Consider the following 13,231-nt stretch of genomic DNA (forward strand, 5'->3'; position numbering starts at 1 on the left):
TCAGGACTCCTTCGCGTAGAGGGCCTCGATGGCCGGGGCGTAGCGATCGACCACCACCCGCCGCTTGAGCTTGAGCGTCGGGGTGAGCTCGGCGGACTCGGCGGTCCACTCCACCGGCAGCAGCTCGAAGCGCTTGACCTGCTCGGGGCGCGAGAGCCGGGCGTTGGCGGCGTCGACGCTCCGCTGCACCACGGCCAGGATCCGCGGGTCGTGGGCGAGCGCCTCGAGCCGGGTGTCCTCGATGCCGAGCGAGGCCGCGATCAGCGGCGCGATCTCGCCGTCGAGTGTCAGCAGGGCGACCAGGTAGGGCCGGGCGTCGCCGATCACCATCGCGTGCCCGATCAGCGGACTCTCCTTCAGGTAGCTCTCGATCAGGGAGGGCGCGATGTTCTTGCCGGAGGAGTTGATGATCAGCTCCTTCTTGCGATCCACGACCCGCAGGAAGCCGTCCTCGTCGAGCGTCCCGATGTCCCCGGTGCGGACCCAGCCGTCGGCGCTCTTGAGCGAGGCGGTGGCCGCCTCGTTGCGGTAGTAGCCCGGGGTCGCGATCGGTCCGCGGGCGAGGATCTCGCCGTCCTCGGCGATCCGCAGCTCGACGCCGGGCAGGGCCCGCCCCACCGTGCCCTGGCGATACACGGTCGGCGTGAGCGCGGCGACCGAGGCGGTGGTCTCCGTCATCCCGTAGACGTCGAGGATCCGCAGCCCGAGACCGGCGAAGAACGCCGCCACGTCGGCCGGCATCGGCGCGGCGGCGCTGGTCGCCCACTCGCAGCGGTCCAGGCCGAGCAGCGCGCGCATCGGCCGAAGCACGGCGGCGTCCATCGCGGCGAACCGCTCACCCAGCTCAGGCGCGGTCGTCTCACCGGTCTGCGTGGAGGCGACGTACTCCCGTCCGACCGCCATCGCGTCCTCGATCGCCGCCTTGCGCTCGGCGTCCGGCTCGGCGGCGAGCCGGGCCGAGACGCCGGTCATGATCTTCTCCCAGACCCGCGGGACACCGAAGAAGCGCGTCGGGCGGACCTCGCCGAGCGCGGCCGGCAGCTGGGCCGGATCGGCGATGAAGTGGACGTGGGCGCTCTGCACCAGCGGCACGTAGATGCCGAGGAGTCGCTCGGCGATGTGGGCGAGCGGGAGGTACGACAGCGTGATGCCCGGTCCGGACAGACCGGCCGCGGCGGTCGAGCTGTGCACCTCGAAGAGGACGTTGTGATGGGTCAGCACGACGGCCTTCGGGTCGCCGGTGGTGCCGGAGGTGTAGAGGATGGTGGCGGCGTCGTCGGGGCCGATCGCCTCGACCCGGGCCGCGACGCCGCCCGGATCCGCGGCGCGGGCGGCGGCGCCGTCGGTGACCAGCCGGGCCCAGGTGGTGTGCTCGCCGGCGGCGGACTCGTCGAGGACGACGACGGCCCGCAGTCCGGCGGTGACCAGGGGGTCGACGAGCGCCTCGGACCATCGCTCGACCTGGTCGGCGCCCTGCAGGACCACGACCGAGGGCGTGGCGTGGCGTGCGTTCCAGGCGACCTGCGCCGGGGAGAGGGTGGCATAGACCGAGATCGGGATCGCGCCGGCGTGCATCGCGCCGAGGTCGGCCAGGACGTGCTCGATCCGGCTGGACGCCATGACCATCACCCGATCGCCTGGCTGGATCCCCAGGCCGATCAGGCCGGCGGCGAGGTCGAGAGCCTGCTCGCGCAGCTCGCCCCAGGTGATGGTCCGCCAGCCCGTGCCGTCGGGAGCGTTGCGATCGGAATACGCCGGTTCGCCGCGGTACTGCTCGACCGTGGCGGCGAGGGCCGTGACCAGGGTCCGGCCGGCGATCACCTGCTCGATGCGCTCGCGGGCGGCGAGCACCTCGGTCGCCACCTCGGCGGCGGGATCATCCGTGGGCGTCGTGGTCATGATCGCTCCTCCGTGCTCTTCGGCGGGCCGCGGCGGCCCTGCCCTCGCACGGACGACGCGCGGAACATCGGCGTCCGTCGGGGCTCCTGGCACCTGCCACGCGGCGTGATCGAGATCACTGTGACAGTAACACCATGACAGTGACTTTGGTATCGTCGATCCGGTGAGCGCCGCACCGGTCCCCGAAGGCGATCCCGGCCGGGCCTGGACGATCGACGAGCTGGCAGGGCTGTTCGGGCTGACCGTGCGGACCACGCGCTACTACGCGAGCCTCGGGCTGATGCCGCCGCCGATCCGGCGGGGCCGGATGGCGTACTACGACGAGCGCCACCGTGCCCGCCTCGAGCTGGTGCAGACCCTGCAGGAGCAGGGCATGACGCTGGCCGCGATCGAGGGCCACCTGCGCCACCTCCCGCCCGAGACGCCGATCGCCGAGCTGGAGATGCGGCGCGCGCTGCTCTCCGGCTGGGCGCCCGCTCCGGCTCAGGTGGTGACTCGCCCCGACCTCGACGCGCGCGCCGGCCGCCCGGTGAGCGATGACGAGATCAGCCTGCTGGAGCGGCTCGGCACGCTGCGCGAGGTGAGCGGTGGGTACGAGGCCCGGCCCACCCTCGACGTCGGCCTCGGCCTCCTCGACGTGGACATCTCGATCGGCAGCATGGAGGCCGCCACCGAGGCGATCAGGCGCCACATGGACGCCCTCGCCCTCGAGCTGCGCGAGATCCTCCGGGCCCAGGTGCTCGGGCCGATCCGGGCTCAGGCCTCCGGCGCCGATCCGGCGGATTTCGCCCGGACCATGGCGCGACTGCGCCAGCTCACCCTCGAGGCCGTGGTGAGCAACTTCCAGCAGGCCGCCAACGGCCTGGTCGACGGCTCGTTGCTGGGGCGCGACGGCATGGACGACCACGGCGACTGAGCCACCTCCGGGCGTCGGGCCGGCGCGGCGAGACGGCCGCGCGGCCCGGTGCGGGGACACCCGGTTGCAGCAGCTCACCCGGCAGCGGGAGAGGCCCGTCGTCTTCGCGCCGCAGCACGCGCGAGGTGCAAGCATGTCCCCGTGCAGACCGCCTCCACCCGATCGACGCCCGGCCCGGAGTCGCTCTACGGGCTGCTCGGCGCCCTGCTCCTGGATGCTGGCTTGTCCGTCTCCGACGTCCGCGACAGCCTGCACGCCGCCTGCGCGACGGCGACGCCCGAGCTGGACCTGACCTTCTCGGTGCTCCCGCGCACGGTGATGGTGAGCGACGACCTGACCGGCGAGACCCGGATGGCGAGCGCGGAGCAGAGCCTCACCTTCCTGCAGGCGGCCCGGGCCAGCCGGCTCGCCCGGGCGGTCGCGGCCGGATCCGTTCCGCTGTCGGACACCCCGCAGCGCGCCGCAGAGATCCGGTCGCAGACCCAGCGCCACCCGGTCGCGGCCACCACGATCGGCAGTGCCCTGATCGCCGTCGGCCTCGCCACCCTCTTCCGCTGTCCCTGGTGGGCCGAGGCCTCGGCCCTGGTCCTGGGCGCGCTGATCGGGATGGCTGTCGCTGTGGCGGAGCGGGTCCGGTCGGCCGCGTCCGTGCTGCCGTTCGTGACGGCGTTCTTCGCCACCGCCGCGGTCGGATCGCTCGCGGAGATCTTCGACATCGGGGCGGTGCCGCTCGCGGCGGTGTGCGCACCGATCGCCGTCCTCGTGCCCGGCGCCCTCATCACCAACGCACTGCTCGAGCTGACCGCGACCGACATCGTCGCCGGTGCCGCCCGGCTCACGTACGGCGCCATCGCCCTCGCCTTCATGGCGGCCGGCATCGCCGCAGGAGCCTCGATGACCGGGCTGCACATCGACCCCGACTCCGCGGGCCTGGTCGGGGACATCCCCGGCACGACGCAGCAGGGGTCGGCCTGGTCGGCGCTGCCTCCCGAGTGGGCATCGGCCCTCGGCGTCGCGCTCCTCTCGCTCGGCATCAGCGTCGCCTTCGGCGCCGGACGACGGCTCGCCTGGCTCGGCCTGGCGGTCATGCTCAGCACGTACGCCGTCGTGACGATCGCCGCTGCGATCACCAACAGCGTCGTCGCCTCCGGCATCGCGGCCGGGCTGCTGCTGGTGGTCGCCCGCATCATCGAGCGGCTGCGCTCGGCGGTGCCCGCGTCGGTCACCTTCCAGCCGGCGTTCCTGCTGCTGGTGCCCGGCACCGTCGGCCTGGTCGCGCTGTCCTCGGCGAACACCGCCGCACTCGCCGCGGCAGGCGGCACCTTCGCCAGCGTCTGCATCGGGACCCAGGTCGGCGCCCTGGTGGCGTCGATGGGCGAGCTCGCCCATCGACGCCAGGAGGGCCTTGCGCCGTGACGCCGCTCAGATCGAGTCGAGCCGTTCCTCGATCTCGGGGAAGCGGTCGACCGTCGGCCGGTCGATGACGGTGCCGCCGACGATGACGTGACGCGGTGCGGTGAACGCGCGGAACCCCTCCAGCGGGTTCGCGTCGAGCACGACCAGATCGGCGGCGAGACCGGGGCGGATGGCGCCGGTCACGGTGTCGAGTCCCAGGATGCGCGCGTTGGCCTGCGTCGCCGCGTGCAGGGCGCGGGCGGGGGTGAGGCCGCCGAAGCGGACCAGGAGGTCGAGCTCGCGCCACGTGTTGTAGTGCGTGACGTGGGTGAGGGCCGAGTCGGTGCCCATCCCGATGGCGATGTCGTGGGCGAGCGCGTCCCTGATCCCCTGGAGCATCTCCTCGCCGATCAGCTCGGCATTGGCGCGCGCGACGGTGTTGATGCCGGTCACGGCCGGGTCGAGCCTGACCAGGGGCAGGCAGGCCTGGAGGGTGGGGATGAGCGCCGAGGTACCGTGCAGCGAGCGCGGATTGTCCCGGAAGAGCCCGATCATCTCCTCGCTCATGCTCGAGCCGTGCTCGATGGTGTCCACGCCGGCGCGCAGGGCCGCGGTGATGCCGGCCCGGCTCTGCGCGTGCGCAGCGACCACGATCCCCGCGTTGTGGGCCTCCTCGCAGATCGCCCTCATCTCCTCCTCGGTCATCTGCGGGCGACCGGCCTCCCCGACGACGCGGGCGTCGGTGACGCCGCCGGTGGCGGCGATCTTGATGGCCGTCACGCCCTTGCGCAGGCTGCGGCGCACGTTGCGGCGCGCATCCCACGGGTTGTCGCTGATCAGCGCGATCTGGGGCGCCCCGTGGCCGCCGGTGATCGCCATCAGCGGACCGGAGGCCAGGATGCGCGGGCCGACGTACCTGCCCGCCGCGATCTCGTTGCCGACCTCGACGACCTCGTAGCCCACGTCCCCGACGCTGCGCAGCGTGGTCACACCCGAGTGCAGCTGGGTGACCACGTTGGCCCGCGTGCGACGCTTCATCATCCAGTGGCCCGCGGGGCTGTGCATGAACGTCGCCACCAGGGCCTCGGCCCTCTCGTTGAGCAGGATGGCTGGTAGGGGGCGGCCGTCGGCGAACAGGTGCGCATGCGCATTGATCAGTCCCGGCGCGACGTAGCTCCCGGACGCCTCGATGACGCGATACCCGCGCGGCACCTCGACCTCGGCAGCGCTGCCGACCTGCTCGATCAGGCCGGTGTCGCCGACCACGACGGTGCTCGCCGGTACGACGGTCCCGTCCCTGTCACCGGTGACCAGATCGGCGCCGACGACCGCGAACGGCGTGCTCATCAGACTGTCTCCTTCACCACGGGTAGCCACCATCCTCGTCGCGCCCGCTCGGCTTGGCTACCACCGCCACATGACTCCGCTCGAGGCACTCGCAGCAATATAGGTATATCTTTAATCTATATTCGTCCCGACCGTTCGACAGGAGCCCCCGATGCGGACCGTCCGTGCCAGGCCAGGCGATCCCGCGCCGCGCCTGTTCCTCCGCGGTGACCATCTCCCGACGTCACCGGCCGACCAGCACTTCGGCGTCATCACCCGGGGCCTGGTCAGCGTCATGCAGGTCGGTCCGCAGGGGCGCACCGCTGTCATCGACCTCCTCGGCCCCGGAAGCACCCTCGGCGAGCTGGCCCTGATCGAGGAGAGCCAGTCCGACACGCAGGTCGTCCGCACAGCGCTGGCGCCGACCCTCGTCCGCTGGTCACCCGCCCCGCCGCCGGAGATCGCGCCCGATCCCGAGATCGTCGCTACCGCGCTGGCGGTGGTCGCCAACCGCGCGCGGCGCGCGCAGACGCGCGCCCTGCGACGGCGCAGCCAGACCGCGGCCCAGCGGCTCGCCGACCTGCTCCCGGACCTGTGGTTCCCGATCGACGACGAGGGAGCCGCGCTCTCGCGCCTCACCCGGCAGGACCTGGCGACGGTCGCCGCGACGACTCGCTCGGTCGCCTGCCGCACCTGGCGCAACTTCGAGGAGCGCGGCTGGATCACCACGGGCGGCGGCGAGGTGATCGCACTGGAGGTCGAGGAGCTGCATCGCTTCGCCGACCGGGGCGTGCCGCCGCGCCTCGCCGAGCTCGACGACCGCCTGCGGCGGCACCAGCGTCGCCTCGCCGGCCTGGTCGCCGCTCGCGATGGGGACTGGGTCGAGGGCTGGGTCGAGGGCTGGGTCGAGCACCAGAGCGACCAGGGCGGCCTGCGCCGAGCGGTCTGAGCCTCAGGCGCGGCGCGCGTTGATCAGCGACATGACCTCCGCGCGAGCTGCGGCATCGGAGCGCAGCACGCCGCGCACCGACGAGGTGATCGTCGCCGCCCCCGGCTTGCGGACGCCGCGCATCGTCATGCACAGGTGCTGCGCCTCGATGACCACCACGGTGCCGATCGGCTCCAGGAGCTCCTCGAGGGCGTCGGCCACCTGCGTCGTCAGCCGCTCCTGCACCTGGGGTCGCTTGGCGAAGACGTCGAGCAGGCGGGCCAGCTTCGAGAGACCCACGATCCGCCCGCTCCGACCCGGCAGGTAGCCGATGTGCGCAACGCCCGTGAAGGGAACCAGATGGTGCTCGCACATCGACCACAGCTCGATGTCGCGCACGAGGACCAGCTCGTCGTGCCCCAGTTCGAAGGTCGTCGACAGAACGTCGGTCGGGACCTGGCGCAGCCCGGCCGTCACCTCGGCGTACGCACGTGCGACCCGGGCAGGGGTGTCCCGAAGGCCTTCGCGATCGGGGTCCTCGCCGATCGCGAAGAGCAGCTCTCGGACCGCGGCCTCAGCGCGCGCGGCGTCGAACGCCGGCTTCTCCAACACCGTCAACCATCCTTCCTCGGCTCCCGGCGAGACGGCAATCCATCTCGTCGAAGGGTTTGCAACTGTTATCCGCCTTGCTAATCTACTAATGATTACACTGAATCACACATACCCCCGGACTCAGGGGGTCGCAGAAGGAGTCACCATGACCGCCGACGACCAGCGCGACTTCGACGGCCGGGTCGCGATCATCACCGGCGCGGGCCGCGGACTCGGGCGGACCTACGCCCTCGAGCTCGCTCGGCGCGGCGCGAGGGTGGTCGTCAACGATCCCGGGTCCGCCGTCGACGGGGCGGGAACCCTCGACGACGCCGCGGGCGAGGTGGTGGCCGAGATCCGTGCCGCGGGCGGCACTGCGATCGCGAGCTATGCGAGCGTCACCGACCCCGCCGGGGTGCAGGCGATGGTCGAGGACACGGTCGGCGAGTTCGGCCGGATCGACATCCTGATCAACAACGCCGGCATCCTGCGCGACCGCTCCTTCCACAAGGTCGATCTCGCCGATGTGCTGACGGTGCTCGACGTCCACCTCACCGGATCGCTGCGCTGCACCCATGCGGTGTGGCCGCTGATGCGCGACCAGGGATACGGCCGCGTGCTCTTCACGTCCTCGCAGAACGGCACGTACGGCAACTTCGGTCAGGTGGGCTACGCCACCGCCAAGTCCGCGATGCTCGGCCTGATGAAGGTCCTGTCCATCGAGGGCGAGGCCAAGGATGTCCGCGCGAACACCATCGTCCCGGTGGCGCGCTCGCGGATGACGATGGGCACGATCCTGGGCGAGGAGTCCGACGCCGAGCGGCTGCCGCCCGAGGCCGTCGCAGCCGGCGTGCTCTACCTTGTCGGGGAGGACGCCCCGAGCGGCACGATCCTCAACGCGGGCGGCGGCTGCTTCTCGGTGACCGAGATGCCCGAGACGCGCGGCACCTTCCTGGGCCTCGCACCCACCCCGGAGGACGTCCGCGCCCACTGGGCGGAGATCACGGCGGGCGGATACGTCGACGTGCTGCCCAACGGTCCGGCGCAGTTCACCAAGTTCCTCGGGATGCAGGGCGAGCCGATCGCCCAGCGATGAAGTCGTGCCCGGCGCGTCGACGGCCTCGATCCCGACGCGCCGGGCCAGCCATCGCCCGTCAGGCGACGACGTCCACCAGTCCCCACGCCAGCGCCGTCGCCGCGTCGATCTCGGCGCCGACGAGCATGAACCAGTTGGCGCGCTGGCGGCCCATCCGCTGCACGACCGACCAGGTGCCACCGGCGCCAGGGACCAGGCCCATCGCGACCTCCGGCAGCCGGAAGGTGGCGCCCGGATCGGCGCTCACGTGCGCGGCGAACGCGAGCAGCTCGACGCCGGCACCGACGTTCGGCCCGTGCGCTCGCACTGTCACGCGGTCGGCGACCCGAGCGAGCGCGAGCGCAGGATGACGGGAGGCGCGGACGGCGTGCGCCGTCGCGGGGTCGTCGACCGAGCCGAACTCCCCGAGATCGCCGCCGGCGCTGAAGCACGCACCGGCGCCGCGCAGCTCGACGCTCATCTCGGGTGACAGCTCGGCCAGCTCGAGTGCGGCGACCAGCCCGTCACGCAGCCGCATGTCGACGGCGTTGCGCGCGTGGGGCCGGTTGAGCGTGATCCGGAGCAGGTCGCCGCTCTGCTCGACCAGGACGACCTCCTCGGGCTCGACGCGCTCCGTGCGGGGGCGCCGGGCCGCGAGCCACTCCTGGTAGGCCCGGCTGCCCATCAGGGCCGAGAACGTCGCCGACTCCGCCCAGATCCCGGCCGCCGCCGGCATCGAGGCCGACACCCGGGTCAGGGAGACGAGCGCGTACGCCCCCAGGGGCGCCCGCTCGACCGCCTCCTCGACCGCCGCGATCTCATCGGCGTCGGCCGTGACGACGTCGAACGCGTCGACCAGGCCCCGGGCCGCCTCCGGACAGCTCGCCGCCGCCAGCAGCGTCACGGCCGGGATCTCCCGTACGAACGCAGCGACAGCCGCCGCGTCGACGTCCCAGGAGGCGGGCTCGACGATCAGCAGACCGCCTCCGGTCAGGACGCCGGCCTCCTCCACGACACTGAGCCGCCCCGCCGCGGTGGCGAGACGGCTCAGGTCGCTGATGCGTACGGACCTCACGGGGCCCAGTTCAGCGGATGAGCGTGCCGAGGTCCACCTGCAGCTGGGTGCCGGTGATGTGCCGCGACTCGTCCGAGGCCAGGAAGGCGACCGCGTCGGCGATGTCCTCGGGCTGGCTCACCGGGTCCGGCAGGCTGCCCATGAAGATCGGGCCGAGGGTGGCGGCGTTCTCCATGATCAGCTGGTGCATGCCGCCCGGGGTCATGCCGGTCTGGACGCCGTGCGGGTGCACGGTGTTGACCCGGATGTTGTGCTGGGCGAGCTCGACGGCCATCGTCTTGGCCAGGCCGGTGACGCCGTGCTTGCTGGCGACGTAGGCGCCGAGGAACGGCTGGCCGCGCAGACCGGCCACCGAGCTCGTGATGATGATCGACCCGCCGGTGCCCTGCTCGATCAGGATCGGGATGCACGGCTTCACCGTCGCGAACGTGCCGGTGAGGTTGGTGTCGATCATCTCCTGCCAGCTCTCCCGGCTGATCTTCCAGGACCACTCGCCGAAGCAGATGCCGGCGTTGGCGACGACCACGTCGAGGCGACCGAACTGCTGGACGCCGTCGGCGACGACCTGCTCCATGCCGTCCCAGTCGCGGATGTCGACGACGCGGGTGAGCACCTCGACGTCGAACTTGCGGGCGAGCGCCGCGGTGTCCTCGAGGTCGGCCTCGGTGGGCCCGGCGTAGTCGACGCTCGGCGCGCTGGCGCAGTTGTCGACGAGGATCAGATTCGCGCCCTCGGCCGCGAGTCGCTCGGCGTGAGCGCGCCCCTGGCCGCGTGCCGCACCGGTGATGAAGGCGACCTTGCCGGCCTGCCGCTTGACGACGTCACGCATGTGTCTTCCTTGCTCTCGTTGGGTTGGGGCTACGCACCGCGGATGTCGCGGCCGGCCTGGTAGAGGGTGGCGAATGCATCCAGGCTCGCGCCGAGCTCGCCGAGGAGGGTCTGGGCGGTGTGCACGTCCTTGTCGACGAACTCCGCCGTGCTGCGGGAGAAGGCCTGCGCGGAGCCGCCTCGTTGGACCATCCCGACCACGGCGCTGTTGCCGCTGCCGTGCGCGATCGCCTCGTAGAGCGTTGCCTCGTCGAGGTCGACGGTCCGGGCGAGGTCCGCGAGGACCGACACCACGCCGATGTGCGCGCCGAAGGCGGCGTTGTTGAGCAGCTTCACCTTCATGCCGGTCCCGGCCGGGCCGAGATGGAGGATCGGGCTCCCGTACGCGGCGAGGACGGGCTGTGCCGCGGCCCACGCCTCGTCGCTGCCGCCGACGAAGAGGGTGATCTGGCCGGCCGCGATGTCGTGCGGACCGCCGCTGACGGCGGCGTCGACGTACAGCGCTCCGCGCGAGGCGAGGCCGGCCGCCAGCGCCTCGGACGTACGGGGGCTGCTGGTGGTGTGGAGGATGAGGACGGCACCCTGCTCGACGGCGCCGGCGAGGCCACCGTCGGCGAGCACGACCTCCTTGACCTGCTCGTCGCTGAACAGGTTGACCACGACGACCTCGGCGCCCCGGGCCACGTCCCGGATGTCCGGGATGGGCTCGGCGCCGTCCGCGGCGAACTCCGCCTTCTCCTCGTCGGAGCGGTAGTGCACGCGCACCGCGTGGCCGGCGGCGATCAGCCGCTGCATCATCGGGCGGCCCATCCGGCCCGCGCCGAGGAATCCGATCTGCGCCATCCGTCTGCTCCTTGGTCAGGGTCGGGTGAGCAAAGGTCCCGCCCCGACCGCGAGGGGCCGGGACGGGACCAGTGGCTGCGTCAGCGACGCGGGAAGTTGAACAGCTTGCGGGCGTTGCCCTCGACGATGAGACGAGCCTCGTCCTCGGGTACGTCGGCGAGCTGCTCGTCGAGGATCTTGCGGGTGTGCGGCCAGTTGCAGTCGGAGTGCGGGTAGTCGCTCTCGAAGAGGATCTGCTCGATGCCGATGTTGTGGCGCTGGTCGATGCCGACCTGGTCGGAGACGAAGCAGCCGTAGATGTGGTCCTTGAAGAGCTCCGAGGGACGCTGCTCGGCGTTGATGTTGCACCAGTAGCGGTGACGCTCCCACGAGTAGTCCGTGCGCTCGAGGATGTACGGCATCCAGCCGGTGCCACCCTCGGCGAGGACGAACTTCAGGTTCGGGAACTTGTAGAAGACCGGCGACATCAGCAGGTCGACGGTGGCCATGATCGAGTTCATGCCGAAGAGCGCGATCTGGATGAACATGTCGCCGTCGGGGGCGGTGCCGAGCGGAACGCCGCCGGAGCCGAAGTGGGCCGACAGCGGGAGCTGGGCCTCCTCGGCGGCCTTGAAGATCGGGTCCCAGTGGTCGGTGTGGAACGACGGGAGGCCGAGCTTGTGCGGGGCCTCGAGGAAGGTCACCGACTTGGCGCCCTTGGCCGCGGTCCGCTCGATCTCCTTGACGGCCGCCGGGACGTCCCAGAAGGGGACCATCACGAGCGGGATCTGGCGGCCCGGGTCGTGGGCGCACCACTCGTCGAGGATGAAGTCGTTGTACGCCTTGACGCACTCGTTGGCCAGCTCCATGTCCTTCGACTGCCAGAACGTCGAGCCGGCGAAGCCGCCCATGTTCGGGAAGCACATCTGGGCGTGGACGCCCTCGATGTCCATGTCGGCGAGGCGGTCCTTGATGTCGTGGCAGCCCGAGCGCATGTCGTCGTACGAGCGCGGGTCCATGCCGAACTCGCGGGGGTGCTTGCCGGCCACGGCGTTGAGCGCGAAGTTGCCGCGGGCGGTGCCCTCGTAGATCCAGGCGTCGTTGCCGTCCGGCAGCGTCTCGATGCGCGGGGCGACGTCCTTGTACTTGGCGGGCAGGCGGTCGAGCCACACACGGGGGTGCTCGATCACGTGGTCATCGACGGAGATGATCTGTGCGTCGTTGGGCAGGCCCATGATGCCTCCTCATTTCTTGTTGTCGTGGCGACTGATGTCGGGGGTGGGGCTGACGGAACGGGGACGTCGAGCTACAGCTCGAGGCCCATGGTGGTGAGCGCGGAGCGGGCCGCGGTGAGCGCGACGCCGGCGTCGGCGCCGGCGGCCTCCGCGAGGGCGACCATGAGGCGGGTGTCCTTCTGCAGGAGCGGTCCGGCGTGCTGGGCGGCGGGCTTGAGGTCCCAGTCGGCGCCGCCGACCATGTTGACCCCGAAGCTGCGCCCGGAGCCGTTGGTGAGGACGAGCTTGAGGCTCTCCGGGTCCACGCCGAGCTGCTGGGCGATGGCGAACGCGACCTCGGCGACGCCCATGTTCGCGGTGAGCAGGAAGTTGTTGATGATCTTGGCGTTCTGCGCCGCGCCGGCGGGGCCGAGGTACGGGATCAGGTTGCTGTACTGCTCGAAGATCGGCTTGACCTTGGCGACGACGTCGGGCTCCCCCGCTGTCATCACGAGCAGCGACTTGTCCTCCGCGGAGTGACCGCCCCCGCTGACCGGGGCGTCGACGACGCCGACCCCATGCTCGCTGGCCACCTTCTCGATCTCGCGGACCGTGTCGGGGTGGATCGTCGAGTGGATGACGACGACCGAGCCCGGCTTCATGCTCGCGAGCGGCGGACGGGCACCGGACTCGACCTCCGGTCGCCACTCGCCGAAGAGGAGGTCCTTCACGTCGTTGTCGTCGCGGACGACGAGCACGACCACGTCGCTGTCGATCAGCAGGCCGAGGGACGTCTCCGCGGTGGTCGCGGGGGTGTCGCCGAACTCCGCGAGGGCCTCGGGACGGCGGGCCCAGACCTGGACCGGGACGCCGGAGTTGGCGAGCACCCGGGCCATCGGGCCGCCCTGGCTGCCGAGCCCGATCCAGCCGACCCGGAGGGTTGATGCCGGTGCCGTGATCGTCACTGCTTCCTCCATCTGTGACACGCGTCAATTGCGCGGTGTAAGTGACGTACGCCACTTCGTGTCAGGACCGTACAACGAGAGTTTCGTCGAACTCAAGAGGTTGATGACACGTGTTACTAGAATTTATTTGAGCGGTCCGGGTCGCAACACGGCGATTTTTCAGTGATTGCCGCACCGAGTGCATTTGTAGTTCGATA

12 protein-coding genes are annotated in these 13,231 nt (G+C 71.3%); 4 read left to right on the forward strand and 8 right to left on the reverse strand.

Going from position 1 to position 13,231, the window contains the following annotated elements; all coding sequences use genetic code 11:
- A complete protein-coding gene (locus ACZ5L9_RS03675) occupies window positions 1-1,899 on the reverse strand; it encodes an AMP-dependent synthetase/ligase (RefSeq protein WP_464534025.1) in 1,899 nt (632 codons plus the stop codon).
- Between the two features lie 163 nt (window positions 1,900-2,062).
- On the opposite strand from ACZ5L9_RS03675, the gene ACZ5L9_RS03680 reads away from it, so the two are divergent.
- Window positions 2,063-2,815: a MerR family transcriptional regulator gene (locus ACZ5L9_RS03680; RefSeq protein WP_464534027.1), complete on the forward strand. Its 753-nt coding sequence runs from the start codon at window positions 2,063-2,065 to the stop codon at window positions 2,813-2,815.
- Window positions 2,816-2,956: 141 nt separating this feature from the next.
- Complete coding sequence (locus ACZ5L9_RS03685; RefSeq protein ID WP_464534030.1) at window positions 2,957-4,231, forward strand: threonine/serine exporter family protein; 1,275 nt, start codon at window positions 2,957-2,959, stop codon at window positions 4,229-4,231.
- Window positions 4,232-4,237: 6 nt separating this feature from the next.
- On the opposite strand, the gene ACZ5L9_RS03690 is transcribed toward ACZ5L9_RS03685, so the two are convergent.
- Window positions 4,238-5,557, reverse strand: coding sequence for a metal-dependent hydrolase family protein (locus ACZ5L9_RS03690; protein WP_464534033.1), 1,320 nt, complete (start codon window positions 5,555-5,557; stop codon window positions 4,238-4,240).
- Window positions 5,558-5,708: 151 nt separating this feature from the next.
- Here ACZ5L9_RS03690 and ACZ5L9_RS03695 point away from each other — a divergent pair, with 151 nt between their 5' ends.
- Window positions 5,709-6,485, forward strand: a complete 777-nt coding sequence (locus tag ACZ5L9_RS03695) for a Crp/Fnr family transcriptional regulator (RefSeq protein ID WP_464534036.1) — start codon at window positions 5,709-5,711, stop codon at window positions 6,483-6,485.
- A gap of 3 nt (window positions 6,486-6,488) precedes the next feature.
- On the opposite strand, the gene folE is transcribed toward ACZ5L9_RS03695, so the two are convergent.
- Window positions 6,489-7,073 carry a GTP cyclohydrolase I FolE gene (gene folE / locus ACZ5L9_RS03700; RefSeq protein WP_464536797.1) on the reverse strand — a complete coding sequence of 195 codons (585 nt, stop codon included), beginning with the start codon at window positions 7,071-7,073 and terminating at the stop codon, window positions 6,489-6,491.
- Between the two features lie 148 nt (window positions 7,074-7,221).
- On the opposite strand from folE, the gene ACZ5L9_RS03705 reads away from it, so the two are divergent.
- Window positions 7,222-8,151: an SDR family NAD(P)-dependent oxidoreductase gene (locus ACZ5L9_RS03705; RefSeq protein WP_464534039.1), complete on the forward strand. Its 930-nt coding sequence runs from the start codon at window positions 7,222-7,224 to the stop codon at window positions 8,149-8,151.
- Between the two features lie 58 nt (window positions 8,152-8,209).
- Here the strand turns inward: ACZ5L9_RS03705 and ACZ5L9_RS03710 are convergent, their stop codons facing one another.
- From ACZ5L9_RS03710 to ACZ5L9_RS03730, 5 genes are all read right to left on the reverse strand, one after another.
- Window positions 8,210-9,205: an enoyl-CoA hydratase/isomerase family protein gene (locus tag ACZ5L9_RS03710; RefSeq protein WP_464534042.1), complete on the reverse strand. Its 996-nt coding sequence runs from the start codon at window positions 9,203-9,205 to the stop codon at window positions 8,210-8,212.
- Between the two features lie 10 nt (window positions 9,206-9,215).
- Window positions 9,216-10,034 carry a mycofactocin-coupled SDR family oxidoreductase gene (locus tag ACZ5L9_RS03715; protein WP_464534045.1) on the reverse strand — a complete coding sequence of 273 codons (819 nt, stop codon included), beginning with the start codon at window positions 10,032-10,034 and terminating at the stop codon, window positions 9,216-9,218.
- Between the two features lie 29 nt (window positions 10,035-10,063).
- Window positions 10,064-10,876 (reverse strand): NAD(P)-dependent oxidoreductase, encoded by an 813-nt coding sequence (locus ACZ5L9_RS03720; RefSeq protein WP_464534048.1) that lies wholly within the window; start codon window positions 10,874-10,876, stop codon window positions 10,064-10,066.
- Window positions 10,877-10,956: 80 nt separating this feature from the next.
- Complete coding sequence (locus tag ACZ5L9_RS03725; RefSeq protein WP_464534051.1) at window positions 10,957-12,090, reverse strand: amidohydrolase family protein; 1,134 nt, start codon at window positions 12,088-12,090, stop codon at window positions 10,957-10,959.
- 71 nt (window positions 12,091-12,161) lie between these two features.
- Window positions 12,162-13,034 (reverse strand): NAD(P)-dependent oxidoreductase, encoded by an 873-nt coding sequence (locus tag ACZ5L9_RS03730; protein ID WP_464534054.1) that lies wholly within the window; start codon window positions 13,032-13,034, stop codon window positions 12,162-12,164.
- Window positions 13,035-13,231 lie beyond the last annotated feature (197 nt).

The sequence above is a fragment of the Nocardioides sp. JCM 18998 genome, from assembly GCF_055391535.1.

Coding starts and splice junctions, on each gene's coding strand:
- ACZ5L9_RS03675 (WP_464534025.1), bottom strand. CDS start 1,899: ATGACCACGACGCCCACGGATGATCCCGCCGCCGAGGTGGCGACCGAG.
- ACZ5L9_RS03690 (WP_464534033.1), bottom strand. CDS start 5,557: ATGAGCACGCCGTTCGCGGTCGTCGGCGCCGATCTGGTCACCGGTGAC.
- ACZ5L9_RS03695 (WP_464534036.1), top strand. CDS start 5,709: ATGCGGACCGTCCGTGCCAGGCCAGGCGATCCCGCGCCGCGCCTGTTC.
- ACZ5L9_RS03705 (WP_464534039.1), top strand. CDS start 7,222: ATGACCGCCGACGACCAGCGCGACTTCGACGGCCGGGTCGCGATCATC.
- ACZ5L9_RS03715 (WP_464534045.1), bottom strand. CDS start 10,034: ATGCGTGACGTCGTCAAGCGGCAGGCCGGCAAGGTCGCCTTCATCACC.
- ACZ5L9_RS03720 (WP_464534048.1), bottom strand. CDS start 10,876: ATGGCGCAGATCGGATTCCTCGGCGCGGGCCGGATGGGCCGCCCGATG.
- ACZ5L9_RS03725 (WP_464534051.1), bottom strand. CDS start 12,090: ATGGGCCTGCCCAACGACGCACAGATCATCTCCGTCGATGACCACGTG.